General features: G+C 67.7%; 26 protein-coding genes. 15 read left to right on the forward strand and 11 right to left on the reverse strand.

From position 1 onward, the window contains the following. Window positions 1-15: 15 nt before the first annotated feature. Both BGO47_RS11415 and BGO47_RS11420 read right to left on the reverse strand, forming a co-directional pair. Window positions 16-1,323 (reverse strand): MFS transporter, encoded by a 1,308-nt coding sequence (locus BGO47_RS11415; protein ID WP_292712020.1) that lies wholly within the window; start codon window positions 1,321-1,323, stop codon window positions 16-18. Then, window positions 1,323-1,544, reverse strand: a complete 222-nt coding sequence (locus BGO47_RS11420) for a DUF167 domain-containing protein (protein ID WP_292712022.1) — start codon at window positions 1,542-1,544, stop codon at window positions 1,323-1,325. Before BGO47_RS11420 ends, BGO47_RS11415 begins: the two co-directional genes overlap by 1 nt. Window positions 1,545-1,689: 145 nt before the next feature. On the opposite strand from BGO47_RS11420, the gene rpsO reads away from it, so the two are divergent. The 7 genes from rpsO (at window position 1,690) to BGO47_RS11455 (ending at window position 8,520) form a co-directional block, all read left to right on the forward strand. Continuing rightward, window positions 1,690-1,959: a 30S ribosomal protein S15 gene (rpsO, locus tag BGO47_RS11425; protein ID WP_228177722.1), complete on the forward strand. Its 270-nt coding sequence runs from the start codon at window positions 1,690-1,692 to the stop codon at window positions 1,957-1,959. A 168-nt stretch (window positions 1,960-2,127) separates the two neighbouring features. Then, entirely contained in the window at window positions 2,128-3,114 is a 987-nt protein-coding gene (efeU, locus tag BGO47_RS11430; RefSeq protein WP_292712025.1) for an iron uptake transporter permease EfeU, read from the forward strand. Then, window positions 3,095-4,327: an iron uptake system protein EfeO gene (gene efeO, locus BGO47_RS11435; protein WP_292712028.1), complete on the forward strand. Its 1,233-nt coding sequence runs from the start codon at window positions 3,095-3,097 to the stop codon at window positions 4,325-4,327. The genes efeU and efeO overlap by 20 nt, the downstream gene beginning before the upstream one ends. A 2-nt stretch (window positions 4,328-4,329) precedes the next feature. Next, window positions 4,330-5,619 (forward strand): iron uptake transporter deferrochelatase/peroxidase subunit, encoded by a 1,290-nt coding sequence (gene efeB, locus BGO47_RS11440; RefSeq protein WP_292712029.1) that lies wholly within the window; start codon window positions 4,330-4,332, stop codon window positions 5,617-5,619. A gap of 48 nt (window positions 5,620-5,667) precedes the next feature. Continuing rightward, window positions 5,668-6,567, forward strand: coding sequence for an alpha/beta fold hydrolase (locus BGO47_RS11445; RefSeq protein WP_292712031.1), 900 nt, complete (start codon window positions 5,668-5,670; stop codon window positions 6,565-6,567). A 113-nt stretch (window positions 6,568-6,680) separates the two neighbouring features. Beyond that, window positions 6,681-7,877 (forward strand): LLM class flavin-dependent oxidoreductase, encoded by a 1,197-nt coding sequence (locus BGO47_RS11450; protein WP_292712158.1) that lies wholly within the window; start codon window positions 6,681-6,683, stop codon window positions 7,875-7,877. 1 nt (window position 7,878) lies between these two features. After that, window positions 7,879-8,520, forward strand: a complete 642-nt coding sequence (locus BGO47_RS11455; RefSeq protein WP_292712033.1) for an FMN reductase — start codon at window positions 7,879-7,881, stop codon at window positions 8,518-8,520. 51 nt (window positions 8,521-8,571) lie between these two features. Here BGO47_RS11455 and BGO47_RS11460 read toward each other — a convergent pair whose 3' ends face one another. From BGO47_RS11460 to BGO47_RS11475, 4 genes are all read right to left on the reverse strand, one after another. After that, window positions 8,572-10,587, reverse strand: coding sequence for a fructose-specific PTS transporter subunit EIIC (locus BGO47_RS11460; protein WP_292712035.1), 2,016 nt, complete (start codon window positions 10,585-10,587; stop codon window positions 8,572-8,574). A 20-nt stretch (window positions 10,588-10,607) separates the two neighbouring features. Beyond that, window positions 10,608-11,573 (reverse strand): 1-phosphofructokinase family hexose kinase, encoded by a 966-nt coding sequence (locus tag BGO47_RS11465; RefSeq protein ID WP_292712037.1) that lies wholly within the window; start codon window positions 11,571-11,573, stop codon window positions 10,608-10,610. Next, on the reverse strand, window positions 11,570-12,352 hold the full coding sequence (locus BGO47_RS11470) for a DeoR/GlpR family DNA-binding transcription regulator (RefSeq protein WP_292712038.1): 783 nt from the start codon (window positions 12,350-12,352) through the stop codon (window positions 11,570-11,572). Before BGO47_RS11470 ends, BGO47_RS11465 begins: the two co-directional genes overlap by 4 nt. Before the next feature lie 185 nt (window positions 12,353-12,537). Further along, entirely contained in the window at window positions 12,538-13,164 is a 627-nt protein-coding gene (locus tag BGO47_RS11475; protein WP_292712040.1) for a VTT domain-containing protein, read from the reverse strand. Window positions 13,165-13,341: 177 nt separating this feature from the next. Here BGO47_RS11475 and BGO47_RS11480 point away from each other — a divergent pair, with 177 nt between their 5' ends. The 6 genes from BGO47_RS11480 (at window position 13,342) to BGO47_RS11505 (ending at window position 21,126) form a co-directional block, all read left to right on the forward strand. Then, on the forward strand, window positions 13,342-15,381 hold the full coding sequence (locus tag BGO47_RS11480) for a glycosyltransferase (RefSeq protein ID WP_292712042.1): 2,040 nt from the start codon (window positions 13,342-13,344) through the stop codon (window positions 15,379-15,381). 249 nt (window positions 15,382-15,630) lie between these two features. After that, a complete protein-coding gene (locus BGO47_RS11485) occupies window positions 15,631-17,910 on the forward strand; it encodes a polyribonucleotide nucleotidyltransferase (RefSeq protein ID WP_292712043.1) in 2,280 nt (759 codons plus the stop codon). A 201-nt stretch (window positions 17,911-18,111) separates the two neighbouring features. Then, window positions 18,112-19,137: an aldo/keto reductase gene (locus tag BGO47_RS11490; RefSeq protein WP_292712045.1), complete on the forward strand. Its 1,026-nt coding sequence runs from the start codon at window positions 18,112-18,114 to the stop codon at window positions 19,135-19,137. 64 nt (window positions 19,138-19,201) lie between these two features. Continuing rightward, window positions 19,202-19,804, forward strand: a complete 603-nt coding sequence (locus BGO47_RS11495) for a histidine phosphatase family protein (protein WP_292712047.1) — start codon at window positions 19,202-19,204, stop codon at window positions 19,802-19,804. Between the two features lie 42 nt (window positions 19,805-19,846). After that, complete coding sequence (gene dapB / locus BGO47_RS11500) at window positions 19,847-20,677, forward strand: 4-hydroxy-tetrahydrodipicolinate reductase (protein WP_292712049.1); 831 nt, start codon at window positions 19,847-19,849, stop codon at window positions 20,675-20,677. Beyond that, window positions 20,674-21,126, forward strand: coding sequence for a hypothetical protein (locus BGO47_RS11505; RefSeq protein ID WP_292712051.1), 453 nt, complete (start codon window positions 20,674-20,676; stop codon window positions 21,124-21,126). The genes dapB and BGO47_RS11505 overlap by 4 nt, the downstream gene beginning before the upstream one ends. A gap of 9 nt (window positions 21,127-21,135) precedes the next feature. Here BGO47_RS11505 and BGO47_RS11510 read toward each other — a convergent pair whose 3' ends face one another. The 4 genes from BGO47_RS11510 to BGO47_RS11525 all read right to left on the reverse strand — a co-directional run bounded on the left by BGO47_RS11510 (window position 21,136) and on the right by BGO47_RS11525 (window position 23,480). After that, a complete protein-coding gene (locus BGO47_RS11510; protein WP_292712052.1) occupies window positions 21,136-22,047 on the reverse strand; it encodes a TIGR01777 family oxidoreductase in 912 nt (303 codons plus the stop codon). After that, window positions 22,040-22,465: an OsmC family peroxiredoxin gene (locus tag BGO47_RS11515; RefSeq protein WP_195693419.1), complete on the reverse strand. Its 426-nt coding sequence runs from the start codon at window positions 22,463-22,465 to the stop codon at window positions 22,040-22,042. Before BGO47_RS11515 ends, BGO47_RS11510 begins: the two co-directional genes overlap by 8 nt. A 117-nt stretch (window positions 22,466-22,582) precedes the next feature. Continuing rightward, window positions 22,583-23,050 carry a DUF4395 domain-containing protein gene (locus BGO47_RS11520; protein WP_292712057.1) on the reverse strand — a complete coding sequence of 156 codons (468 nt, stop codon included), beginning with the start codon at window positions 23,048-23,050 and terminating at the stop codon, window positions 22,583-22,585. Next, window positions 23,043-23,480: a thioredoxin family protein gene (locus tag BGO47_RS11525; protein ID WP_292712059.1), complete on the reverse strand. Its 438-nt coding sequence runs from the start codon at window positions 23,478-23,480 to the stop codon at window positions 23,043-23,045. The genes BGO47_RS11520 and BGO47_RS11525 overlap by 8 nt, the downstream gene beginning before the upstream one ends. A gap of 144 nt (window positions 23,481-23,624) precedes the next feature. On the opposite strand from BGO47_RS11525, the gene thyX reads away from it, so the two are divergent. Together thyX and BGO47_RS11535 are read left to right on the forward strand one after the other, a co-directional pair. Continuing rightward, window positions 23,625-24,350 (forward strand): FAD-dependent thymidylate synthase, encoded by a 726-nt coding sequence (gene thyX / locus BGO47_RS11530; protein WP_292712061.1) that lies wholly within the window; start codon window positions 23,625-23,627, stop codon window positions 24,348-24,350. 28 nt (window positions 24,351-24,378) lie between these two features. Further along, window positions 24,379-25,143, forward strand: coding sequence for an SDR family oxidoreductase (locus BGO47_RS11535; RefSeq protein WP_292712063.1), 765 nt, complete (start codon window positions 24,379-24,381; stop codon window positions 25,141-25,143). A 6-nt stretch (window positions 25,144-25,149) separates the two neighbouring features. Here the strand turns inward: BGO47_RS11535 and BGO47_RS11540 are convergent, their stop codons facing one another. Then, window positions 25,150-25,695: an NUDIX hydrolase gene (locus BGO47_RS11540; RefSeq protein ID WP_292712065.1), complete on the reverse strand. Its 546-nt coding sequence runs from the start codon at window positions 25,693-25,695 to the stop codon at window positions 25,150-25,152. Between the last annotated feature and the right edge of the window lie 31 nt (window positions 25,696-25,726).

Here is a 25,726-nt window from a genome sequence, read left to right on the forward strand (position 1 = left end):
TTGCGGCGAGCCTGATCAGGGGACGGGGTTGTCGGCGTCGTACGCGCGGAACCCGGGACTCACGCGCACGAGGGTGGTCACGATCGCCAGAATCAGCAGTCCGCCGAGGAGCGGTGGGAACCAGAGAGTCGTGAACGTCGCAAGGGTTCCGGCGTAGAGCGCGCCCACTCGGGGCCCCCCGGCGACGACGACGATGAAGATGCCTTGGAGGCGCCCGCGGATAGCGTCGGGTACGGCCGACTGCATCATGGTCGACCGATAGATCGCGCTGACATTGTCTGCCCCGCCTGCGACGGCCAGAACCAGCACTGCCAGGGCGATGAGGAGCACATTCGGAGAGGTCTCGTCCACACCGTTCGGGGCCCCGATCCCGAAAGCGCCTGCCAGCAGTACGCCGCCGAAGAGCACAATGGCAGCGCCGTAGACGAGGATCGCGCGTTCGATCCCGAGGCCGTGTGCCCGGTAGCGCCCGATCCGGCCCGAGAAGAGGCTGGAGAGGAAAGCGCCGGCCGCGAAAGCCGCGGTGAGAGCGCCGGTGGTGATTGCGCCGCCGCCGAGCAGCACCGCGCCGATGGCGGGGAACAGGGCGAGGGGTTGGCCGAAAGTCATCGCTGTGATGTCGAGGATGTACTGCAAACGGATGTTCGCGGCGCGTCGCAGGAATGCGATTCCATCACGCAGCGAGTCGAGGCCGGGCTTGACGATCTCGCCTTCCGGGACGATGCGGGGCAGAGTCCACAGTCCGAGGAAGAGGGATGTCATCAGAACCACGTCGGCCGAGTACGTCCACGCGTACCCGACCGTCGCGACCAGCACGCCGGCAAGAGCCGGTCCAGCCATGACCATGATCCCGACGGTGATGCCCTGCAGTGCGGCAGCGGCGGGCAGAAGCTGACGCGGCAGGAGTCGGGGAACGATCGCAGAACGGGTCGCGAGCACCACCGAGTTCGCGGCGGAGTTGATGATGCTGAGCGCGTAGAGCGACCACACCGACTCGAGCTGGGTCCACGCGAGGATCGCGAGCACAGCGGTAGAGGCGAAGGTGATGGATGCCGCCACCAGCGCGACCAGGCGCCGGTCGAAGGCGTCGGCGAGCATTCCGCCGTAGAGTCCTGCCGCGACCATCGGGACGAGCCCGACGACGGCGATCATGGAGACGGCGAAGGTGCTCTGCGTGAGGTCGTAGACGTGGAGCATGACCGCGACGATCGTGAGCTGCCCGCCAAGGCCCGCCAGGGTCGAGCCGATCCACAGCCGCGCGAAGGCGGGGCTGGCGCGGAAGGGACGCAGATCAAGGAACTGGTCGCGCGAGAGCCGCGCCATCACAGGTCGACCTCGACCTGTTTGACGCGCGCCGAATGTCCCCGAACGATCGAGACCCGGCTCGGCGAGGTGCCGAAGTGTTCTGCCAGCACCCGGGGGAGAGCGGCGTTGGCCTCGCCCTCGCGTGCCGGTTCCCGCAGATACACGACGAGATCGGATCCCACCGTCTCGACCAGGGGACCGCGCCGGCTCCCGGGCTTTGTTCGGACGGTGATGCGCACCCGACGAGGCTACTCTGCGCTCGCGCTCGCGGGCTCTGCCTCGGGCTGGTAGAGTTGTTCGGTTGCCGTTAGATCGGCCGCGGAGAAAGAGAGCTCGCACAGCAGGTGACGGGCACCGCGCAACGAAGAGAGAGGGGATCGTTCTATGGCACTGGAAGCAGAGACCAAGAAGGCGATCATCGAAGAGTACGCAACGCACCCCGGTGACACCGGATCCCCCGAGGTGCAGGTCGCGCTCATGACGCAGCGCATCAAGGACCTCACCGAGCACCTCAAGGAGCACAAGCACGACCACCACTCGCGTCGTGGCCTGTTCCTGCTCGTGGGCCAGCGCCGTCGTCTGCTCGGCTACCTCCAGGACATCGACATCGAGCGTTACCGCAAGCTGATCGAGCGTCTCGGGCTTCGCCGCTAAGCGCGAACCGCGTATATCGCTTTCTCGAAGGGTCGTCCCACGGTGTGGGGCGGCCCTTCGTCATTGACGGTGCGCGCAGGAATTGCTCACCTGACGACGGGGGAGTAATCTCTCGGATGACTTAGGTAAGCCTTACCGAGGTCTACCCGTCACCGCTTGAGGTTCCGCGTGCTCGCTAGCTTTCTCATCGGCCTTCGCGAAGGGCTCGAAGCTGCCCTCGTCATCGGCATCCTTGTGGCCTATCTCACGCAGCTGGAGCGTCGTGATGTGCTGCCGCGCCTCTGGACTGGTGTCGGGGGTGCGATCGCGCTGGCGCTTGCGATCGGAGCGTTCTTCACGTTCGGTGCCTATGCGCTGACGTTCGAAGCGCAAGAGATCATCGGCGGCTTGCTGTCGCTGCTCGCGGTCGCGATGGTCACCTGGATGATCTTCTGGATGCAGAACCATGCACGAACGCTCGCAAGCGGACTGCGCAGCGGCGTAGACCGGGCGATCGCGACGGGAGGACTGTGGGGCATCGTCGTGTTGGGGTTCGTCTCCGTCGCCCGGGAGGGCGTGGAGACGACGCTTCTGCTCTGGTCCATGGTGCAGTCGCTGGGTAATAGGCCAGAAGCCCTCGTCGGCGCCGTGCTCGGCATCCTGTGCGCAGCAGTTATCGGCTGGTTTGTTGCCCGCGGGATGCTGCGCCTGAACCTCAGGCTTTTCTTCACGTGGACCGGTGCATTCCTGATCGTGGTCGCGGCGGGTGTGCTGGCCTACGGGATCGGCGATCTGCAGGAGGCGGGCGTCCTCCCGGGTCCGAACACGGTTCTTGCGCCCCTCGAGGGTGGTGCCGTCGCGGTCGGCTGGTCCGGATTCCCGTTCGGCTGGGCGTTCGACCTGACCAGCGCGGTCGATCCGACGAGCCCGATTGCCGCGCTTCTGCAGGCCACCGTCGGCTTCACCGCCCGCATGAGCTGGTTGCAGGTCATTGCCTGGGTGCTCTATGTCACGGCCGTCGGCACCCTCTTTCTCGCTCGGGCGCTCACGGCATCGCCGCGGGCGGCGTCCGTGCACACTGATGCCGAGTCCACGGCGGTCGAATCCGCCCACGGCGAAGCGTCGTCCGGCCCCAGTTCCCACAGCAAGGAGACCCATGAACGTCCTCTCTCGTAGCCTGGCCCTGGTCGCCGTGACCGCAGCCGGTTCGCTCGTGCTCGCCGGGTGCGTAGCTCGTGCCGAGCAGGAAGGCGGTGACGCGCTCACCGTGACCTCCACGAATGACTCCTGCGAGATCTCCTCGGCCAGTGCGGCCAGCGGCACGCTGAACTTCGCGGTGACGAACGCGGGTTCGGATACCACCGAGTTCTACCTGCTCGCCAGCGACGGGCTGCGGATCGTCGGGGAGGTCGAGAACATCGCCCCCGGTGCGTCCCGGACACTCACCGTGCTCGCCCAGCCCGGCGACTACTACACGCTGTGCAAGCCCGGGATGCTCGGCGACGGCGTGGGTCGAGCAGCATTCACGGTGACCGGAGAGTCCGTCGCGGTGGACGGCGAGGATGCTGAGCTCAAGCAGCAGGCGGTCGATCTCTATGCCGCATTCGTGAAGGACCAGGTCGGTCAGCTCGTCCCAGCCGTCGACGAATTCGTCACGGCTTATGTGGCAGGTGACGACGAGACCGCGAAGCAGATGTTCCCGCAGGTGCGCGCCTACTACGAGCGCATCGAGCCGGTTGCCGAGGCCCTCGGCGACCTGGATCCGCGCATCGACTTCCGTGAGGTCGACGCCGTTGCCGACGGCATCGACTGGACCGGGTTCCACCGCATCGAAAAGGATCTGTGGGTCCCCGCATCCGACGCCCTCAACTCCGACGGTGTGACCCCGGCGTGGCAGGGCTGGGAACCGTCCACTCCCGGGCAGCGGGCCGACGTCGGCGACCTGCTCGTCGCCGACGTGCAGGAACTGTACGACTACGTGCACGGCCAGGAGTTCGTCGACACGCTCGAGTCGCAAGGCATCGCGGGCATTTCCAACGGCGCCATTGCGCTGCTTGATGAGGTAGCGACCGGCAAGATCAGCGGCGAGGAGGACTGGTGGTCGGGAACCGACCTGTACGACTTCGCCGCCAACGTCGAGGGCTCGAAGATGGCCTTCTCGCTCGTGCGCGACTTTGCCGTCGCGAGCGGCCCCGAGGGCGAGGAGCACGTCGCGCAGATCGATGACGGCTACGCTCAGCTGGAAGCGGAACTGGCGGCTTTCGGCTCGCTCAGCGACGGATTCGTCGCCTACGGTGCGCTGACCGAGGCTGACAAGCGTGCGCTGTCGGATCAGATCAACGCCCTCGCCGAACCGCTGTCCCAGCTGACGGTGACAGTGCTGGAGTGAGCATGACCGATCCTGCATCGCCGGAGCGCCCCGCAGCCGGGCTGAGCAGGCGCGGTCTGCTCGGCCTGGCGCTGGGCGCCGGCGCCGCCGGGGTGGCCGTCGGCGTCGGTGCCACTGCCGCGGTGGCGCGCGTCTCGGACGCGCAGGCCGCGCCGCGCGCCGACACGCAACCCTTCTTCGGGGAGCACCAGTCCGGGATCACGACCGAGGTGCAAGATCATCTCCACTTCGCGGCGTTCGACGTCTCGGATACGACAACCCGCGAAGAACTGGTCGAACTGCTCCAGGACTGGAGCTATGCAGCCTCGAGGATGATGCTCGGACTCGAGGTGAGCGCCTCCGGAGCCGTGGGCGGATCGCCCGAGGCGCCGCCTGATGACACCGGCGAGGCGCTCGGGCTGCCGGCGAGCAACCTCACCATCACCTTCGGGTTCGGGCCTACTCTGTTCCGCTCTGCAGATGGCGTGGACCGCTTCGGCATCGCGGCCGGGGCTCCTGAGGTGCTCGCGCCGCTGCCCCCGTTCCTCGGCGATGACCTCGACCCTGATCACACGGGGGGTGACCTCTGCGTTCAGGCCTGCGCCGATGATCCGCAGGTCGCGGTTCACGCCGTCCGCAACCTCAGTCGCATCGCGTTCGGGCGCGCGCGGCTGCGGTGGTCTCAGCTCGGTTTCGGTCGAACGTCTCGCACGTCCGCGCAGCAGCAGACCCCGCGGAATCTGTTCGGGTTCAAAGATGGGACAGCGAACCTCCTGGCCACCGACGAGGAAGCTCTTGCCGAGCACGTGTGGGTCTCAGCCGAGGATGGCCCCGCGTGGCTGGCCGGTGGCTCGTACCTCGTGGCCCGCAAGATCGCGATGAAGATCGAAACGTGGGACCGGGTGCGTCTCTCCGAGCAGGAGACCATCACCGGCCGGGCCAAGGGCAGCGGTGCCCCCCTGAGCGGAGGTGACGAGTTCACCGCCCCTGACTTCGCGGCGCTCTCGGCATCCGGTGGAACCGCGATCGACCCGGCATCCCACGTCGCCCGCGCGCACCCCGACCACAACGGCGGCATTCGGATGCTGCGCCGAGGCTACAACTACGTCGACGGAAACACCGCGCTGGGACGCCTCGATGCTGGCCTTTTCTTCCTCGGCTACGTGCGCTCGCCGGAGCGGTTCATCACGGTTCAGAAGTCGGTCGCAACCGACCTCATGATGGAGTATCTCCTCACAATCGGATCCGGGATCTGGGCCATCCCGCCGGCACCGTCCGACGGGTCGTTCGTGGGCGCGGGGCTGTTCTCCTAGCGGCGAATGCTGCCCGCGTGCGGAGGGCTGGGGTAGTCTCGGGCGTCGATGACGCTTACCGACGACGCCCGCGAACGGGACGCGGCGATTCCCGACCTCGACTGGCGGGTGTTTCCGGTCGGCACCGTGCGCGACCAGTTCGATGCCCCGAGCGGACCCCTGGCGCGGGTCGTTCTCGGCAGCGGAGCCCGCGGGCGGGTCGTGCTCTTTCCGGGTGTGACGGGGTCCAAAGAGGACTTCACTCTCATGCTGCCCCTGCTCGCTGAGGCCGGCTACCGCGTGGAGGCGTACGACCTGGCCGGGCAATATGAGTCGCGGGATGCCGGTCCCGAGAACCTGGATCCACCCCGGGCCCGCTACGACTATCCGCTGTTCATCGACGACCTGACCGCCGTCCTCGAGAGCGGGCCACGCTCTCACGTCCTCGGGTACTCCTTCGCGGGACTCGTATCGCAGTTGATCGTTGCTGAGCGGCCGGAGTTGTTTTCCTCGCTCACGCTGTTGTCGACGCCGCCGGCGACCGGACAAGTGTTTCGGGGGGTGAAGCGGATCGGCCGCTTCAGCAATCTCGCGGGGCCGCGAAGCGGTGCATCCCTCATGCTGTGGGGCATCCGCAACAACTTGAACCGGGTGCCCCCGCAACGCATCGCGTTCGTTCGTGAGCGGTTCGCTCTCACCCGACGAGAAAGTGTCGATCACATCGTCGGGCTCATGATGCGGATGCCGGATGTCGCCGATGCGGTGCGCGCAGCATCCGTGCCCACGCTCGTCGCGACGGGCGCCCACGACCTGTGGCCGACCGAGCAGTATCTGTCGTACGCGCAGAGCATCGGTGCGCAGGTGGCGGTCTACGAGACGGGACACAGTCCCTGTGAAACAGCACCGCACCAACTGGTTCGGGACATGCTCGCGATGTTCGCCGAGATCGACGGCCGTAGGGGCCGGTGAGGTCTCGAGCGCGACGGGAATAGATTCGACGAGGTGGCGTTGCACAAGATACATTCACTTGAATAGATCGGCCGCGCACCCCGCGACCGGAAGCGGAGAGCACGATGAGCCAGATGCAGTTCGGGATCTTCACCGTCAGCGACATCACGGAAGACCCCACGACAGGTCACACCCCCAGCGAGGCTGAGCGGATCCGCGCGACGTTGCAGATCGCCAAGCACGCCGAGGAGGTGGGACTTGATGTCTTCGCCCTGGGCGAGCACCACAACCCGCCGTTCTGGTCGTCCTCGCCGACCACGACGCTCGCCTACATCGCCGGCCAAACCGAGCGCATTCTGCTCTCGACCGCGACGACCCTCATCACGACCAACGACCCCGTGAAGATCGCCGAAGACTACGCGATGCTTCAGCACGTTTCGGGCGGCCGGGCGGACCTCATCCTCGGACGCGGTAACACCGGCCCCGTCTACCCCTGGTTCGGTAAGGACATCCGTCAGGGTCTGAACCTCGCGGTCGAGAACTATGCCCTGCTCCACCGGCTGTGGCGTGAGGATGTCGTCGACTGGCAGGGCCAGTTCCGCACGCCGCTACAGGGGTTCACCTCGACGCCGCGCCCGCTCGATGGCGTACCGCCCTTCGTCTGGCACGGCTCGATCCGCACTCCCGAGATCGCCGAGCAGGCCGCCTACTACGGCGACGGGTTCTTCGCGAACAACATCTTCTGGCCCAAGGAGCACTTCCAGCGGCTGGTCACGCTCTACCGTGAGCGGTTCGAACACTACGGACACGGCACCCAGGAGCAGGCGATCGTCGGGCTCGGTGGGCAGGTGTACATGCACCGCAACTCTCAGGAGGCGGTCCGCGAGTTCCGCCCGTACTTCGACAACGCGCCGGTCTACGGCAATGGACCGAGCCTGGAGGACTTCACCGAGATGACGCCGCTGACGGTGGGTTCGCCGCAGCAGGTCATCGATCGGTACGCGCAGATGCGGGAGCACTTCGGTGACTACCAGCGCCAGATGTTCCTGATCGACCACGCGGGTCTGCCCCTCAAGTCAGTCCTCGAGCAACTCGACATCCTCGGCGGCGAGGTCGTACCGGTGCTCCGCAAGGAGCTCGCAAAGCATCGCCCGGAAGGCGTCGCCGACGCTCCGACCCACGAGCGTCTTGTGGCAGCTGCGGGCGGACCGCGGGAAGCTCGGCCCCGACCCAACCGCGGCGACAACGTTACCGGCGGTTCCCCGTACCGTGACAGCGCGCCGCTGGCAGGTGCCGCGTTCGGTGCCGCAGCGACACGTCAGGGGGTGTGAGATGACCACGCGCCGCATCGCCGTCGTCACCGCAGGGCTCTCGAACCCGTCATCCACGAGGCTGCTTGCCGACAGACTGGCGGAGGCCGTTCGTGCACAGCTGGCCGAACGGGAGATCGAGGTCGGGGTGGATGTGATCGAGCTGCGTGAGCACGCTCATGCGATCACCGACAATCTCCTCACCGGGTTCGCGCGCCCCGAGCTCGCTGAGGCGATCGAGACCGTGACCTCCGCAGATGCCCTCATCGCCGTCACGCCCATCTTCACGACGAGCTACTCCGGCCTGTTCAAGTCATTCCTCGACATCCTGGACCCGGACTCACTGCGCGGGAAGCCAGTGCTGCTGGCTGCCACCGGCGGGTCACCACGGCACTCGTTGGCCCTCGAGTACGCGATGCGCCCGCTGTTCACCTATCTGCACGCCAACCCCGTCTCGACGTCAGTGTTCGCGGCTGCCGAGGACTGGGCCGGCGGCGAGGGGGCGTCCTCGCTGCGTTCGCGCACCGAGCGGGCCGCTGGAGAACTCGCAGATGCCGTCGCTCGTCGGGACCCAACCATCGCCGAGGACCCGTTCGACCCGGCGACCTACCTTGGCGAGGGCCGCTCGTTCGAGAGCCTGCTCGGCGGACTGAGCGCCGACTGACGCAGTACACGATGCCCCGGCCGCACCCGAGGGCCGGGGCATCGTGGGTTCTCAGGCCCGAGCCGCACCGCTGGCGAGCACGCCGCTGGCCTCCGTGTCGTCGGCGGCTCCCGCAGCCTCGACGATCGCGGCGCTTGGTTTCCGACCGATGCGCTTGAGGCCGATGACCGCGACAGCGGTGATCACGGCGCCGATCGCGATAGACAGCAAGAACCACAGGATGTTCCCGATGGCGAAGAGCACGAAAACGCCGCCGTGGGGTGCCTGCGAGGTGACCCCGAAGGCCATCGAGAGCGCACCGGTCACGGCACCGCCGAGCATCGAGGCAGGGATGACGCGCAGCGGATCGGCTGCGGCGAAGGGGATCGCGCCCTCCGAGATGAAGGATGCGCCGAGCAGCCAGGCTGCAACACCGTTCTCCCGCTCGACGGGAGTGAACTGCTTGCGGGCAAGCACCGTTGAGGCAAGAGCGAGGCCCAGCGGCGGCACCATGCCCGAGGCCATCACGGCTGCCATGATCTCCAGCGGCACCTGGTTGGCCAACGATGCAGCGCCCAGCCCAGCAACGGCGAACGAGTATGCAACCTTGTTGACGGGCCCGCCGAGGTCGAAGCACATCATGAGGCCCAGGATCACGCCCAGCAGCACGATTCCGACGCCGGTGAGGCTGTTGAGCCAGTCCGTGAGCGTCGTCATGAGCCAGGCGATCGGTCCGCCGAGGAAGAGGATCATGGCACCGGATGCCACGATCGAGGCCAGCAGCGGAATGATGACGACCGGCATGAGACCACGGAGCCACCGCGGCGCGGGGATACGAGTGAGTGATGCTGCCACGAGGCCCGCGAGGAGGCCGCCGACGATACCGCCGAGGAAGCCGGCGTTCATCATGACGGCGATCGTGCCGACCACGAACCCCGGCGCGATGCCGGGCCGGTCGGCCATCGCGTAGGCGATGAATCCTGCAAGCGCCGGCACCAGGAAGCCCATGGAAGCGGCGCCGATGACGAAGGCGACAGCGCCGATGTAGGTCCAGAAGCCGCCGTCGGGAAGGTTCCACAGGGACGACGACGCGACGATGTCGCCAGCTGTCGCGTTGATGTCGTATCCCGCGAGGCCGAACCCGATGGCGATGAGCAGACCACCGCCGGCAACGAAGGGGATCATGTAGCTGACGCCGGTGAGAAGCCAGCGTTGGAGCTTGCGCCCGGCGTGTTCGCTGGCGGCATCGGTTCTCGCCGTCGTGGTCTCGGTACCTGCGACGCGCGCAGCATCCGGGTTCGCGGCCGCGGCCAGCGCCTCGTCGATCATGGCGCCGGGAGCTTCGACCCCGCGCTTGACGGGGCCTTGAACGACCGGCTTGCCGGCGAAGCGCGCGCGGCCCCGCACATCCACATCCACTGCGAAAATGACGGCGTCGGCAGCGGCAATCACGGCGGGATCGAGCGCGGTTGACCCGCTCGACCCCTGCGTCTCGACCTCGAGGCGGATGCCGCGCTTCTTCGCCTCGGCGACGAGGGCATCGGCCGCCATGTACGTGTGGGCGATGCCGGTCGGGCAGGCGGTGACGGCGACGAGCACGCGCTGATCGGGCGCCGCCGGTGCCGCGGTGGTCGCGGCAGGCGCCGGGGCGATCGCCTCGTCGATCAGGGCGACGACTTCCGGCGCCGAGGTGGCGGCGCGGAGCGAGTCCACGAACTCTTCCCGCACCAGCGCGCGGGCGATCGTGGAGAGGATCGCGAGGTGATCGGTGTCGGCTCCGATCGGCGCGGCGATGAAGAACACGAGATCGCTCGGGTCGTCGTCGCCGAAGTCCACCGGGTCCGACAGGCGCGCGAAGGCGAGTGTGGGCTCCGTCACGGCAGCCGTGCGGCAGTGGGGGATTGCAATCCCGCCGGGCATGCCGGTCGAGGTCTGCGCCTCGCGGGCGTGAGCGTCTGCCGAAAGCGCGTGGGCATCGGTTGTGCGACCCGCGCCGGCGATGATGGTGCTGAGGGCATCGATGACGTCCCCGGATGTCGCTCCCAACGCGACATCGAGAGCGACGAGCTCCGGGGTGATGATTGACATGTTCTCTCCTTTGATGAACGTCACGGTGCTGTCACCGTGGCGGGCAGGTGGATCTCGGTGACCGTGACCTGGTCAGGGCGGGTGTCTGTGGGGCGCGGGATGGTGGTCCCGGGAAGCGAGACGGCGGCCGAGCCGTAGGCCACGGCGCGTGCGAGGCGCGCAGCAGGCGGGAGCCCTTCGGCGTCGGCGATGAGGTAGCCGGCCAAGGACGAGTCGCCGGCGCCGACAGTGCTGCGGGCGACCACCGGCGGGTGGGTCGCGTGCCAGGCGCCATCGGCGGAGGCGAGGACCGCGCCCGCGGCGCCGAGAGTTGCCAGCACGGCGACGATTCCGTCGGTCCGCAGTGCTGCGCACGCGCTCGCCACCGCTTCCGGTGTCCCGAGAGCCGCGGGGTCGGATCCGGTCAACTCCGCGAGTTCCTCGATGTTGGGTTTGATCAGATCGATCCGCACGCCCGCGGTGCGGAGCGCTGCAAGCGGCGCGCCGGAGGTGTCGACCGCGATGCGCACGCCCGGTGCGGCGATCCGCGCCGTCCGTGCCAGATCGGCGAGCAGTTCGACATCGGCGCCCGGGGGGAGCGAGCCGGCAAGAACCAGCCAACTGGCCCGGGGCGCCTCGGCTGCTACGACATCGTGAAGGGCTGCCACGGCGGCGGCGCTCAGCGGTGAACCGGGTTCGTTGATCTTCGTCGTCGTGCCGTCGGGTTCGGCCAGCGAGATGTTGGTGCGCACGGTGGCGCCCGGATCCACGGTGATGACCGCCAGGCCGCTCTCGACGAGTTCCCGCACGTACGGATCGTGGTAATCGGCCCGGACTATCGCCCGCGTCGGGATGGATGCGTGAGCCAACGCCCGCGAGACGTTCACGCCCTTTCCGGCTGCCTGCGACGTGACAGCGCTCGCGCGAAGGACAGCGTCGCGGACGAGTCGGGAGGGAAGTTGGATCGTGCGATCAACACTCGGGTTGATCGTGACGGTCACGATCATGCTCGCACCAGGTCGACGTCGGCGGCCCGCAGCGCCTCGCGCAGGTCGGCATCCGGTTCACCGTCGGTCACGAGGGCATCGATGTCATCGAGCCCTCCGAACCGCACGAGTGATTCCTCGCCGAGTTTCGATGCGTCAGCGACGACGATCACCCGCCGCGCCGAGGCGACAGCGGCTCGTTTGACCTCAGCCTCGGCTTCATCAGGTGTGCTCAGCCCGAACTGCGCGTGCACGGCATTGGTCCCGATGATCGCCACATCCGGCCGCAAGCCGGCGATCTGCTCGATCGCTCCCGCGCCGACCAGGGCGCCGGTCAGCGCCCGAAGTCGTCCGCCGATCACGCGCACTCCCGGAGTCGTCAGGTGGCTCAGCATCGACGCGGTGATCACGGAGTTCGTGATGAGCGTGAGCGAGGCGTTGCCGTCTTCTCGAGCGGCAAGAAGGCGGGCGACGCGCGCTGCCGTGGAGCCGGCATCGATCTGGACAGCGCCGCCGAGACCGCGGGGGATCAGATCCACCGCTGCCGCGGCGATACGTTCCTTGGCTTCGGTTGCGGTCGCTTCGCGGGCAGCGAGGCTCGGCTCGGCAGCGCTGGTTCGGCCCGCGGGAACGGCGCCGCCGTGCACGCGCAGGAGCACGCCGTCGGCCTGCAGCTGGTCGAGATCGCGGCGGATCGTCTCCTGCGCGACGCCGAACAGGGCTGACAGGGTTGTTACCGATGCGCGGCCCTCGTCGGTGACGATTCCCGCGATGCGCTGCTGGCGCTCCGTCGCGTACATGAGTGTTCTCCCACCCGGCGTCATCCCTGACCCCGAAATCTGTGTATGTGTGAGAGTAGCTGTGAATGTGTTGGTTTACAAGGATGGATCTGCATTTCAGGCGTAGCTCTGGGTCCGCTGACGTCCGGCGTTTCGCCCGAGGGCGGTGAGTGGCGCCCGTGGGGTGTGCCGAACCGGGGTGCGAGCTACGCCGGGGTCTCTTCCTCGTCGGGAGAGCTGTCGGCTCGCGCGGACGAGATGCGCGTGACGATCAGGTCGATCGCCAGGCCCAGCACGATCGCGACACCGATGGAGATGAGGACGGCGACGATGGGGCCCCCTGGCACGAGTCGTCCGACGATCGCGCCGACGGCGGCCTGGTAGACCGCCCACCCCGTCGCAGCGGCGGCAACGAGGGCGAGATATCGCGGAGCCGGCACCCGCGATGCTCCTGCCGTCAGATTCACCGCCAATCGGGCGAACGGGATGAACCGTGCCGTGAAGACCACCGTCGCACTCGAGCGGTGCAGTCGCCGGTGGGCCCACCCGATCGCGGCACCCACTCTGCGCCCCCGCATCCACGCCCACCGATCCAGCCCCACGCGGCGCCCGACGAGGTACACGATCATGTCGCCGAGGAAGGCAGCGAGCGCGGCCAGCAGCACGACGCCCAGGAGCGGTGGTGAGCCGACGGTCACGGCGAGGGCCCCGAAGGCGGTCACGGCCACCTCTCCCGGCACCAACACGAGCAGGCTATCGGCCAGGACGAGAGCGAACATGAGGGGGAGTGCCCAGGGGCTGCCGGCAACGTGCGTCAGCACCTCATCGATCACACCTCTGGGTAACACTGGAGGGTGAACGGAGACCGAACGGGGCACGTCCGGTGACGCGATGGCGTGCATCCGGTGAACTCTCGGCGACCCTGCCTGCCTCAGCGTGTTCGGCGATCCGGCACGCGTCACCCTGGAGGCGTGAGAGTCGCGGTATTGGCGGAATCGTTCCTCCCCCACATGAACGGAGTCACTGGCTCGGTGCTCCAGATCCTTCGTCATCTCGCGAACGAGGGACACGAAACCCTTGTCATCGCGCCCAAGGCCGGCGACGTCGAGGCGGATCTGCGCGGCGCTGATCTGTCCGGCGCTCGCACGACAATGCTGCGGTCGGTGCCGTTGCCCTCGTACCCGCAGGTTCGTGTCGTGTTCGCTCGCGCGGCGAAGCTTGCGGCTCACCTGCGGGAGTTCCGGCCCGATGTCATTCACCTGGCGTCGCCCTTCGTGCTCGGCTGGCAGGGGACAGCGGCCGCCGACGCGCTGAAGGTTCCCGTTGTCGCGGTCTACCAGACGGATGTGGTCGCGTACGCCCAGAAGTATGGGCTGCCGGCTGCGACATCCATCGTGCAGTCGCACCTGACGCGACTGCACCGCCGCTCGACGCTGACCTTGGTGCCCTCCTCGGCGAGCATGTCCCAGCTCGAAGGTCTCGGCATCGATCGCCTCCGCCGGTGGGGGCGGGGCGTGGATGCCGTGCGCTTTGCTCCCGAGCATCGCAGCGCCAGCTGGCGGCAGCGCGTCGCCCCGGGTGAGACGATCATCGGCTACGTCGGGCGCCTCGCCCCCGAGAAGCAGGTCGAAGACCTCGTCGCGTTGCACGATCTTCCGGGAACCCGGTTGGTCATCGTCGGGGATGGGCCCTCTCGACCCGCGCTCGAGCGCGCCCTGCCGCGAGCGGTCTTCCTCGGACACCTGTCCGGCGATGCGCTGGGCGAGGCGATGGCATCCTTCGACGTTTTCGTCCACCCCGGTGAAAGCGAGACGTTCGGCCAGACGATCCAGGAAGCGCTCGCGGCGGGAGTTCCGGTTGTCGCGACAGGAACGGGCGGACCGGTCGATCTTGTTCGCAGCAGCGTCGACGGATGGCTTTATCGGCCAGGCGACCTCGCCGACCTCCGCGCGCGGGTGTCAGACCTCATCGGCGACGAATCCAAACGGCGCGCGTTTGCCACCGCGGCCCGTGAATCCGTGCGCGAGCGCACCTGGGAGGCCCTGGGCCGCCAGCTCATCGGCCACTACAGCGAAGCTCGGATGCTGCGCCCGATCGATGACGCCCTGTTTGCCCGTGCCGCGACTCGGCCCGCAGCGCCGCCAGCGCCCGCGACGGAGGGGACGCCGCGGTGGTCCCGTTTCGTTGCACTCGGCGATTCCCTGACCGAGGGACTGTGCGACACATCGCGGATGCCGAAGGGTCAGTACCGCGGGTGGGCCGACCGCCTCGCGGATCTGCTGGCCGGGGCCCGAGAGGCGAGACTCCCGGCGACCGCGGAGCCCTTCCGGTATGCAAATCTTGCCGTGCGCAGCCGCAAGATCCGGGACCTCCTCGTCGAGCAGCTCCCGCGTGCGCTGGAGATGGAGCCGGATCTGGTGTCGGTCTTCATGGGCGCGAACGACCTGGTAAGCCGCGGCGCTGATCCGCTTACCCTGGCAAAGGGACTCGAGCGGGCTGTCGTGGAGCTGCGCTCGCGTGGCATCGACGTGCTGCTGGTGAGCATCGTGCTGCCTCGGCGCCGGGCGGCGATGATCTTCGCCCGACGTGTCGCGATCTACAACTCCGAGATTCGACGCATCGCCGCCCACACCGGCTCTATGCTGCTCGATCTCGAGGCACAGCCGGCCATCAGCGACCTGGACATGTGGGCCGACGACAAGGTCCACTTCCGGTCGAAGGGTCACCGGTTCGTCGCCTATCGGGCAGCCGAGGCCCTGGGGGTGCCGTACGCCGACGAGCTCGCGAACCTCGACTCGGCCTTCCACGACGATGATGATCCGAACCCGCGCGGCTGGGTGCGTCGCGACGCCGTGCCCTGGCTCTGGCGGCGGCTTCGCGGCCGCACCGCCGGAGATGGTCTGACAGCGAAGCACGGGGATTACGTCACGATCTCACGGCGACCGATCTCGACGACGGCGTCGCTCGTCACACCGGATTCCGGATCCCGCCCGGTGCGGCGATCACCGGAGCGGCAGTCGGTCGACCCGGTGCGCCCTGCGCGGCCCTGATAGGATCGTCAGGGTTGCCTTACGGCATCCGCTCAACTTCACAGTGAGCTTCATGGAGCAGGCCGGCAGGAAGCTGGTCCCCTGTGGTGGGTTCCCCGTCGAATAGCGCCGGGTGGTCTTCTACTGGTGGCCAGCGCCGACGATTCACGCGGGGAAGTGCCGCACGCTCGATACTGCCTGTTCCTGCTCCTTCGCATGTGCTCGCGCGCCACACGGGTGCGCGAGTCGAAACAAAGAAGGAGAGACCTCTTGGAAGGTCCTGAAATCACCGCCGCTGAAGCCGTTCTCGACAACGGCCGCTTCGGCACCCGCACCGTCCGGTTCGAAACCGGACGCCTCGCTCAGCAGGCTCAGGGCGCCGTTGCCGCCTACCTCGACGAGGAAACCATGCTGCTCTCGGCCACGAGCGCCGGAAAGCACCCTCGCGAGGGCTTTGACTTCTTCCCGCTGACGGTGGATGTCGAAGAGCGTTCGTATGCCGCGGGCAAGATCCCCGGTTCGTTCTTCCGCCGCGAGGGTCGCCCCTCGACCGAGGCGATCCTGGTCTGCCGCCTGATCGACCGTCCGCTGCGCCCCTCGTTCGTCTCGGGGCTGCGTAACGAGGTCCAGATCGTGGTCACGGTCCTCTCGATCGCGCCGGGCGAGTTCTACGACGCGCTCGCGATCAACGCAGCATCCCTCTCGACCCAGATCTCGGGGCTGCCGTTCTCGGGTCCGATCGCGGGTGTCCGTCTCGCGCTCATCCCCGGTCACGGCGAGCACGCCGACCAGTGGGTTGCGTTCCCCAAGGCCGAGCAGCTCGAGGATGCCGTCTTCGATCTGATCGTCGCAGGGCGCGTCCTGCCCGATGGTGACGTCGCGATCATGATGGTCGAGGCAGAGGCTACCGAAGGCAGCTGGAACCTCATCAAGGGCGGCGCCACCAAGCCCAGCGAAGAGATCGTTGCGCAGGGCCTGGAGGCCTCCAAGCCCTTCATCAAGGAGCTCGTCGCCGCGCAGAACGTCGTCGCGAACACCGCCGCCAAGGAGATCCAGCCCTACCCGGTCTTCCCCGCGTACGCCGACGAGACGTACGACTTCGTCGCTGGTCGCGCGTACGACAAGCTTGTGCCGATCTACCAGATCGCCGACAAGGTCGAGCGTCAGAACGCCGATGACGAGCTCAAGGATGCCGTCAAGGCAGAGCTCGTTGCAGCCGTTGAGGCTGGGGAGCTCCCCGACACGGCGCTGGGTGAGTTCTCGGCAGCGTACAAGTCGGTCACCAAGAAGATCGTTCGCGGTCGCATCCTCACCGAGGGCGTGCGCATCGACGGTCGTGGGCTTGCCGACATCCGTCCGCTCGATGCCGAGGTCCAGGTGATCCCGCGCGTGCACGGTTCGGCGATCTTCCAGCGCGGTGAGACCCAGATCCTGGGTGTCACGACGCTGAACATGCTCAAGATGGAGCAGCAGATCGATTCGCTCTCGCCCACCACGAGCAAGCGCTACATGCACCACTACAACTTCCCGCCCTACTCGACCGGTGAGACCGGTCGTGTCGGCAGCCCCAAGCGTCGCGAGATCGGCCACGGGTTCCTGGCCGAGCGTGCGCTCGTGCCGGTGCTGCCGCCGCGCGAGGAGTTCCCGTACGCGATCCGTCAGGTCTCCGAGGCTCTCGGCTCCAACGGATCGACCTCGATGGGTTCCGTGTGCGCCTCCACGCTCTCGCTCCTGAACGCGGGCGTGCCCCTTCGCGCACCCGTCGCCGGTATCGCGATGGGTCTGGTCTCGGACGAGGTCGACGGTCAGACCCGCTACGCGGCACTGACCGACATCCTGGGCGCTGAAGACGCGCTCGGCGACATGGACTTCAAGGTCGCCGGCACGAGCGAGTTCGTCACGGCGATCCAGCTGGACACGAAGCTCGACGGCATCCCGTCGTCGGTGCTTTCGGCAGCTCTCACGCAGGCCAAGGAAGCGCGTCTGACGATCCTGAACGTCATCAATGCCGCTATCGACGGCCCCGACGAGATGGCTCCGACGGCTCCGCGCGTGATCAGCGTGCAGATCCCGGTCGACAAGATCGGTGAGCTCATCGGCCCCAAGGGCAAGACGATCAACGCGATCCAGGATGCGACCGGCGCCGACATCTCCATCGAGGAAGACGGCACCGTTTACATCGGCGCGACCGACGGTCCATCGGCCGAGGCCGCCCGCGCTCAGGTCAACGCGATCGCCAACCCCACCAACCCGGAGGTCGGCGAGCAGTTCCTCGGAACCGTCGTGAAGATCGCGACGTTCGGTGCGTTCGTCTCGCTGCTGCCGGGTAAGGACGGCCTGCTGCACATCAGCGAGGTCCGCAAGCTCGCCGGTGGCAAGCGTGTCGAGAACGTCGAGGACGTGCTCTCGGTCGGGCAGAAGCTTCTGGTCAAGATCACCAAGATCGACGACCGCGGCAAGCTCTCGCTCGAGCCCGTGATCGACGAGCCCGCCGACCAGGAGGGCCGCGCTGCCGCGAACGAGGGTCCGGAGGCTCCGGCCGAAGGCTGAGCTTGGTTTCGAGAACGCCCGTCCCTCAGGGGGCGGGCGTTCTCGCTTTCCGGCGTGATCGAAGCGTTATGTAATATTCACGCCTGTGTCGCCTGGCGCCGCCGCACCACCGCTGTTACGCCGTACCCTCGAAACACGCGCCGGGGAGCGCGCCGGCATCCGTGACTCACCACCACGGACACCGTGAAAGGGGGTGAGGGAATGGCTGCTTTCGGCGTCGGTGCCGCGGCAACGGCAGGAGCCGGGGCAGTGAACCCCGCCCATCCCTCCGCCCCGATTCCCGTCCTGGGTCAGCCGCTCGGCTCGAACGTGCGCGTCGATCTCGGCGAGACCGGGATGTCGGTCTTCCCCCTGATCCTCGGCGGCGGTGAGTTCGGCTGGACCGTCGACGCGGCCACGAGCCACGAGATCCTCGACACCTATGTGCGTGCGGGCGGCAATGCCATCCACACGGCAGACAGCTTCTCGGGCGGCCGCAGCGAACACATCATCGGCCGATGGATGGCTGAGCGCGGCATCCGCGATGACGTCGTGCTGGCCGTGCGGGTCGGTGCCCATCCCGACCACCCGGGGCTCGGGCCTGTCGACCTCGTGCGAGCCGCAGAGGCCTCGCTCACGCGCCTCGGCACCGACCGCATCGACGTCCTCTACCTCGACGCTCGGGCAGACACGACTACTGCGGTCGAAGAGACGCTCGCTACCGCTGAGTGGCTCATCAGCGCCGGCAAGGTCCGCGCGATCGGGGCGATCGGGTATCAAGCGGCGCAGCTCGTGGAGGCTCGAATCCTGTGCTCCGCAGGGTACCCCCGGATCTCGGTTCTTGATGTTCCCTTCAACGTCCTGCGGCGGCACGAGTTCGACAGCGATCTGCGGCTGGTCGCCAGCGCTCAGTCGATGGCGGTGACGCCCTCTCACGCCCTCGAGCACGGGTTCTTGTCGGGTCTGCACCGCGACCGTCTCAACGGACCGCTGTCGGTTCGGGCGAAGCAGATCACGGCGAACGTCAACCGACGCGGTACACGCACCCTGAAGGCGCTGGATGCGATTGCCGCGGAGCTGGGCGTCACCAACGCCTCAGTCGCCGTTGCCTGGCTTCTCGCTCAGCGCATCATTACGGCCCCGATCATCAACGCGTTCGCCCCCCACCAGGTCGACGAGCTCGTGCAGGGCGTGGGCGTGCGGCTCACGCGAGCCCAGCTGGCAGATATCGCGCGCGCGGCGGACTGAGACCACCCGCCCGGGCCGAGAGGTTAGGGTAGGACTGTTCCGAGCACGTCGAGGAAGCGGCCCCGTGACCCACTACATCTATCTCGTTCGCCACGGTGAGCATCTGGATGCCGAGCATGGTCTGATCGACGGACCCTTGTCACCCCGCGGCAAGCGGCAGGCAGCTTTCTTGGCCGACCGCCTTTCGGGGATCCCTTTCAACGCGCTCTGGCATTCCCCGCTCGATCGCGCCGCTGAGACAGCGCGGGCGATCGCGGAGCGAATGCCTGCCCTCACTCCGACACCGTCGGCTCTGTTGTTCGATTGCGTTCCCACCGGCATGGTCGAGGAGACTCCCGCGGTGTTCGAGCCGTTCTTCGGAGGGGTCACCGAAGAAGAGGTTGAGGCGGGTCGTGCTCAGATGGCCGACGCCGTCAACGCATTCCTGGTGCGCAAGTCCGGTGAGGTCCACGAACTGCTCGTGACCCACAACTTCGTCATCGGATGGTTCGTCCGTGAGGTGCTCCAGGCTCCCGAGTGGAAGTGGATGACGCTGAATCAGGCGAACTGCGGTCTGACGGTGCTCGCACAGAAGCAGGGGAGGCCCTGGACGCTGCTCTCCCACAATGACCTCGCGCATATTCCGGTCGAAGACCGCACCGGGCTTCCCGAGGCTTACGCGTTCTGAGCGTGCGCTGCGGGGCCGGATGCCGCGGATAGGCTGGAGCCCATGACCACACGCGTCGCCATCGTCGGTGCCACGGGCAAGCTCGGCGGAATCATCCGCGACGTTATTGCTGCTGAGCCTGGCTTCGAGGTCCATGCTGAGCTCGACTCGCGGTCAGCGATGTCAGCGCTTGACGGCGCAGACCTTGTCGTGGATGCAACGATTCCCGCCGTGTCGATCGACGTGGTGCGCGCCGCGGCAGAGCGTGGGATCGACATCATCGTCGGCACCTCGGGGTGGTCGGCCGAGCGCATCGCGCGGGTCCGGCCCGAGATCGAGCAGGCTGGTATCAGGGCCGTGTTCATTCCGAACTTCTCGCTCGGATCGGTGATCGGTTCAGCGCTCGCTGCCGCCGCTGCTCCCTTCTTCCCCTCGATCGAGATCATCGAAGCGCACCGCGAGACCAAGATCGATTCGCCCTCAGGAACGGCGGTGCGTACCGCTGAACTGATTGCAGCAGCCCGTGCAGATGCGGGCCCGGTCGCCGCTCCCCATGTCGACCAGCGGGCGCGCGGTCAGCAGGTCGCGAGCGTTCCCATCCACTCCCTCCGGCGCCCGGGAGTGGTGGCGAGCCAGAGCGTCGTGCTCTCGGGGCCGGGGGAGACGCTCACCCTCGCCCACGACACGATCGACCCGGCAGCCGCCTACGCCCCCGGCATCCGGCTCGTACTCGGAGCCGTAGCCCATCGCTCCGCCGGCGTCGAACCCGGCGGCGTCGTGATCGGGCTGGACACCTTTCTTGACATCGGCATCCGTCTGCCGGCGTTTGTCGACCAGGCCCCCGTCGACGAGGGCGGCGTACCCGGGCAGGTAGCCCGCGCCACCGGCGCATGAGTTCGCGCATCGCCGTGGGGGTGATGGCGGCGCTCCTGCTGCTGTACATCGCCCTGGTAGCCCAACGGGCGTGGCTGCTGCTGATCAGCGGCGACCCGGTCGGTGTGGCGATGGGTGCTGTGCTGGTGGTGTTGCCGGTCATCGCGATCTGGGCGCTTGCGCGTGAACTGTGGTTCGGTGTGCGTGCCGAACAACTCGGTCGGCGCCTTGAGGCCGAGGGGGAGGTGCCGGAAGATCTCGTCGCGGTGCGCCCCAGCGGCCGGGTCATGCGCGCTGACGGGGACGCGCTCTTTCCCCGCTTCAAAGCGGATGTCGAGAACGCACCCGATGACTGGCGGGCGTGGTATCGACTCGGGATCGTCTATGACGCGGCGGGCGACCGGCGACGCGCCCGGGCCGCAGTGCGAACCGCCATCCGGCTTGAGCGCGGGCGGGGTGTGCAGAACTGACGAGATCGGTCAGCGCCGGCCGACGGCGGCTCGCACGGCGTCTTCTGCACTCTCGTGCGTCCAGGTGAAGCCGGATGAGGCAAGGACCTCAGGGATGATGTAGGCGTCGGTGGTCAGCAGCGACTCGGTCGGGTCCGAGCCGAGTACGAGCTTCAGGCCCCACTCGGGGGCGCGCAGCAGGTACGGGCGGTTCAGTTCCCGGGCGAGCGCGAAGCCGATGTCGTTCTGGGTCGCGCGGGTCGGGCCGCACAGGTTCACGGGGCCCGTCGTGCCGGTGTCGATGATGTGCCGGATCGCGCGGACCTCGTCATCCAGAGAGATCCACGGCCACACCTGCGTGCCCCGACCCAGGGGGCCGCTGAAGCCGAGTTTCGTCAGCAGGACCAGGGGCTTGAGCACGCCGTCGCGGTGGACGATCGGTGCTGTTCGCAACGTCGTGACGCGCGCACGCTCCCCAGCCCCGAAGGCGGCGCTCTCCCATTCGCCGCACAGATCCGCGAGGAATCCGTCCCCGCGCGGCGCGTCCTCGGCGATCGGGCCGCCTGGATGCGTGCCGTAGTACCCAACCGCTGAGGCCGACACGAAGTGTGGCGCCGTCTCGCCCAGCTCGCGGACGGCCCGCGCCAGAGCGCGCGTCGGGGTGATCCGCGACCACAGGAGTGTGTGCCGGTAGGACGAGTTCCACGGGAATCGGCCGATGCTCGCCCCGTTGAGGCCGAGGACCGCGTCTGCACCGTCGAGCACCGCCGGGTCGAGCACGTCGGAGTCGACGAGCCACGGCACCTCGTCTGCACCCGGATCGGATGTGCGGACGAGCGTCGTCACACGGATGCCGTCGGCACGCAGGCTCTCGGCGAACGCCCGGCCGATGAGGCCGGACGCTCCGCCGATGACGACGTGTCGCAGAGCCGAATCAGGCAAGCGTCGCCTCGAGGGTGATCTCGATCCCCGCGAGAGCTGCCGAGACCGGGCATCCGGCCTTCGCGGCGTTCGCGATGCGGTCGAAGTCTTCCTGCGACAGACCCGGGACCGAGGCGTGCACGTTGAGGTGGCTTCCGGTGATGCCGGTGCCGGGGATGAAGGTGACTGCAGCCGAGCACCGCACCGACTCCGGCGGCGTGCCGTTCTGGGTGAGCTCGTGCGAGAACGCCATGCTGAAGCAGGAAGCATGGGCAGCCGCGATGAGCTCCTCGGGCGTGGTGACCGTCGAAGAGCCTTCGCTACGGGCCTTCCAGTTGACATCGAACGTGCCGAGGTGGGAACTGTCGAACGTCACTGTTCCCGACCCATCGGTCAGGCTGCCGTTCCAGACGGTGGTGGCTTCGCTCGTCACGGACATGGGGACCTCCCTGGTCGTCATGCACCCGGAGTGGGCGCTTCCGCGGTCAGCCTAATGGCGTTTCGCGGGGGAGGGCAGGCTCGTGACAAAACCCGCGGCGCCGGCCGGATGCCTCGGTCAGGCGGCGCTGGCGGGGCGCCGGCCGAGAATACCTGCGCGCTGCAGCACGAGATAGAGCTGGCACCCCAGGCACAGTCCGAACACGGCGTTGAGGAAGGCTGCGACGAACGCTGCAGCGGCGGCCGCTGGAACTCCCCAGGGCACACCCACGGCGAACAGGAGGATGCCGATCGCGGTGACGAACAGGCCCACCCCCTGCGCAAAGCGGGGCGGACGCGGGTCTTCGAGCTCGCTCGGCGGCGCCAGGCGGGGCTGGATGACGGCGCGATACAGAGCGCCCCACGGGGCGGTGCGGGGCGATACGACACCCCACAGGAACAGCAGGGCGATCGCGACCAGCAGTACGAACGCTGCGACGCTGGCGCCGGTGAGGCCGAGGAACACGTCGATGAGCAGGAGGACGGAGGTGATCGCGGCGGCGAACCGCGGACCCCGAGGATCGATACCGCGGGCTTTGTCAGGCATGGGCGCTCTCCGTCGTCAGTCGCTGAAGCTCGAGTTCGAGCACGTGGCGGTTCGGCACGCCGCCGAATCGGGTCTGCACTGCGCCGTCACGGTCGAGCACGAGGGTCGTGGGGGTCTGCAGCACGTTGAAGTGGCGCGCGATGTCGGGCCTGTGGGTCAGGTCGACATCCAGGTGAAGAACCCCGGGACGGGACGCGGCGATCTCGGCGAGCGTCCGGTGAACCCCGGGACACCTGCTGCACATCTCCGTGCTGAACTGCAGCAGGGTTGCTGCATCCCCGAGGCGGTCCGCGCCGAGACGGGCGGGTTCGACGATCTCATGGTTGACATCGCGTCGCGCGCGCCCCTGCCGGGTGCGCAGCAGGACGCCGATCACGGCGCTGACCGCGACCAGAACGGCGATGCCGATGAGAGCAGAGACGGGTTCCACGGCATCCCACACTAAGCGACCGGAACAGGGGACGGGCGCACGTGACGGACTGTGACGCTGGGCGGACAGAGCGCCGGCTGCAGGAGGCAGGACGCGCCCGGCGCGCACCGTGTCACGCGCAGTTGCGCGAGTAGGGTGTGAGCCGTGACCGACATCGAGTTTCGCAGCGACGTAACCGTCGAGCTTGTCCGAGCCAGTGCCGCAGATTCCGACGTCTTGTTCGCGGCGCGGGTATCCACCCTGGGTGAACAGACCCTCGGCGATGCAGCAGCGGGGGTTGAGGCCTCCGATCGCGACCGCGGATTGATCAACTACCTCATGCGCGACCGGCACGGCTCTCCGTTCGAGCACAACTCGATGACCTTTTACGTGCAGGCGCCGATCTTCGTGTTCCGCGAGTTCATGCGGCACCGGATCGCCTCGTACAACGAGGAGTCGGGGCGCTACCGCGAATTGCGGCCGGTGTTCTACGTGCCAGCCCCCGAGCGCAAGCTCGTGCAGGTCGGAAAGCCCGGCGCGTACGACTTCATCGACGGTACCCCCGAGCAGACCGCGATCGTCGACGAGGCGACACGGGAAGCGTCAGTGCACGCGTTCGCGGCGTATCAACGGATGCTGGAGGCCGGCGTCGCCCGCGAGGTTGCGCGCATCGTGCTGCCGCTGAACACCTACTCGTCGATGTACGTCACGATGAACGCCCGGTCGCTCATGAACTTCCTCTCGCTGCGAACCAAGGTCGAGGGCTCCCACTTCCCCTCGTTCCCGCAGCGCGAAATCGAGATGTGCGCCGAAAAGATGGAGGACCTCTGGGCGACCCTCATGCCGATGACACACGCCGCGTTCGCAGCCAACGGCCGCGTCGCTCCGTGATGGGTTTCCGCAGGATCCGCTGAGTCACATGCCGAAGACCGTTCTCGTCACCGGGGCAAGCTCCGGGCTCGGCGCCGAGTACGCCCGCCGCCTCGCAGCGCGGGGGGCGGATGTCGTGCTCGTGGGTCGGGACAGGGCAGCTCTGGATGCCGTCGCCGCCGAGATCCGTGATCGCTACCGCGTTCAGGCCGAGGTCCTCGTCGCCGACCTGACGAAGCCGCGGCAGCGGGCGAAGGTCGAGGCCCGGCTGACAGATCCCGAACGCCCCATCGAGGTGCTGGTCAACAACGCCGGATTCGGGCTACCTCTCGCGTTCGAACGCAATGACATCGAGGATGAGGCCCGCCACCTGGAGCTGCATGTCGAGGTGCCGATGCGGCTCATGCACGCAGCTCTCGGACCGATGCTCAGTCGCGGTCACGGGCGAATCATCAATGTCGCATCCGTGGCCGCGTACACGCCGCGGTCGACCTATGGTGCGGTCAAGCGCTGGGTGGTCGAATTCTCGCGCTGGGCCAACGCTGCTTACTCACCGTCCGGGGTAACGGTGACCGCGGTCTGCCCCGGTTTCACCCACACCAATTTCCACGAGCGGATGGGGCTGGCGCCGGGCCTCGAGGGTGTGGCTGATTGGCTGTGGCTCGACGCTGACGTCGTCGTCGAGCAGTCCCTGCGCGATGCCGCCCGCGGCCGGGCAGTCTCGATCCCATCCGTGAAGTGGAAGCTGATCACTGCCGCCGCGCGCCTGCTGCCGGCATCCGTCGCCGCAGCCGCCGGCCGCCGCGGTCGGTGAGGCCCGTCAGCTCACCCGCCCGAGGTGGATCGCGGCGAACATCAGCGCCGCGATCGTCTCGCCGTCGGTGATCGCACCATCACGAATCATCCCGAGCACCTCGGGAAACGGGACCCATGACACCTCGTCGATTCCCTCTTCGTGGCGCTCCGCCGGATCGGCTCCGACGACGGGTTCGAGGCCGGTTGCGAGGAAGACGTGCTCGGGGGCATCGGCGATGCCGTTGAGGGCATACATGAAGCCGATCTCAGTGAATTCGCTCGCTTGAAGCCCGGTCTCTTCACGCAGCTCGCGCTCCGCCGCGTTGCGGGCAGACTCGCCATCGGTGCCGCCCGCAGGAACCTCGATGGATCGGTTGCCGGTCGGGTAGCGCTCGAGGGCGACCAGGCAGACCCGGTCGTGCGTATCGACAGCCACGACGAAAACTGCCGGATGCTGCATCCTGACCACGCCATAGATCCCCGCACCGGCAGGGCCGCTGACGCTGTCTTCTCGAACCGCGATCCAGCGGTTCTCATAGATCGACTTCGAGGATTCTGTGCGCCACGACATGGCACCAGGCTAGAGCGCCGAGGCGCCGCCG

This window comes from Microbacterium sp. 67-17 (genome assembly GCF_001898325.1).
Classification (GTDB): domain Bacteria; phylum Actinomycetota; class Actinomycetes; order Actinomycetales; family Microbacteriaceae; genus Microbacterium; species Microbacterium schleiferi.

Bases quoted from the DNA above. Each gene is read 5' to 3' on its own strand.
- BGO47_RS11415 (WP_292712020.1), bottom strand. From the start codon at position 1,323: ATGGCGCGGCTCTCGCGCGACCAGTTCCTTGATCTGCGTCCCTTCCGC.
- rpsO (WP_228177722.1), top strand. From the start codon at position 1,690: ATGGCACTGGAAGCAGAGACCAAGAAGGCGATCATCGAAGAGTACGCA.
- efeO (WP_292712028.1), top strand. From the start codon at position 3,095: ATGAACGTCCTCTCTCGTAGCCTGGCCCTGGTCGCCGTGACCGCAGCC.
- efeB (WP_292712029.1), top strand. From the start codon at position 4,330: ATGACCGATCCTGCATCGCCGGAGCGCCCCGCAGCCGGGCTGAGCAGG.
- BGO47_RS11445 (WP_292712031.1), top strand. From the start codon at position 5,668: ATGACGCTTACCGACGACGCCCGCGAACGGGACGCGGCGATTCCCGAC.
- BGO47_RS11450 (WP_292712158.1), top strand. From the start codon at position 6,681: ATGCAGTTCGGGATCTTCACCGTCAGCGACATCACGGAAGACCCCACG.
- BGO47_RS11455 (WP_292712033.1), top strand. From the start codon at position 7,879: ATGACCACGCGCCGCATCGCCGTCGTCACCGCAGGGCTCTCGAACCCG.
- BGO47_RS11460 (WP_292712035.1), bottom strand. From the start codon at position 10,587: ATGTCAATCATCACCCCGGAGCTCGTCGCTCTCGATGTCGCGTTGGGA.
- BGO47_RS11465 (WP_292712037.1), bottom strand. From the start codon at position 11,573: ATGATCGTGACCGTCACGATCAACCCGAGTGTTGATCGCACGATCCAA.
- BGO47_RS11470 (WP_292712038.1), bottom strand. From the start codon at position 12,352: ATGTACGCGACGGAGCGCCAGCAGCGCATCGCGGGAATCGTCACCGAC.
- BGO47_RS11480 (WP_292712042.1), top strand. From the start codon at position 13,342: ATGAACGGAGTCACTGGCTCGGTGCTCCAGATCCTTCGTCATCTCGCG.
- BGO47_RS11490 (WP_292712045.1), top strand. From the start codon at position 18,112: ATGGCTGCTTTCGGCGTCGGTGCCGCGGCAACGGCAGGAGCCGGGGCA.
- dapB (WP_292712049.1), top strand. From the start codon at position 19,847: ATGACCACACGCGTCGCCATCGTCGGTGCCACGGGCAAGCTCGGCGGA.
- BGO47_RS11505 (WP_292712051.1), top strand. From the start codon at position 20,674: ATGAGTTCGCGCATCGCCGTGGGGGTGATGGCGGCGCTCCTGCTGCTG.
- BGO47_RS11515 (WP_195693419.1), bottom strand. From the start codon at position 22,465: ATGTCCGTGACGAGCGAAGCCACCACCGTCTGGAACGGCAGCCTGACC.
- BGO47_RS11520 (WP_292712057.1), bottom strand. From the start codon at position 23,050: ATGCCTGACAAAGCCCGCGGTATCGATCCTCGGGGTCCGCGGTTCGCC.
- BGO47_RS11535 (WP_292712063.1), top strand. From the start codon at position 24,379: ATGCCGAAGACCGTTCTCGTCACCGGGGCAAGCTCCGGGCTCGGCGCC.
- BGO47_RS11540 (WP_292712065.1), bottom strand. From the start codon at position 25,695: ATGTCGTGGCGCACAGAATCCTCGAAGTCGATCTATGAGAACCGCTGG.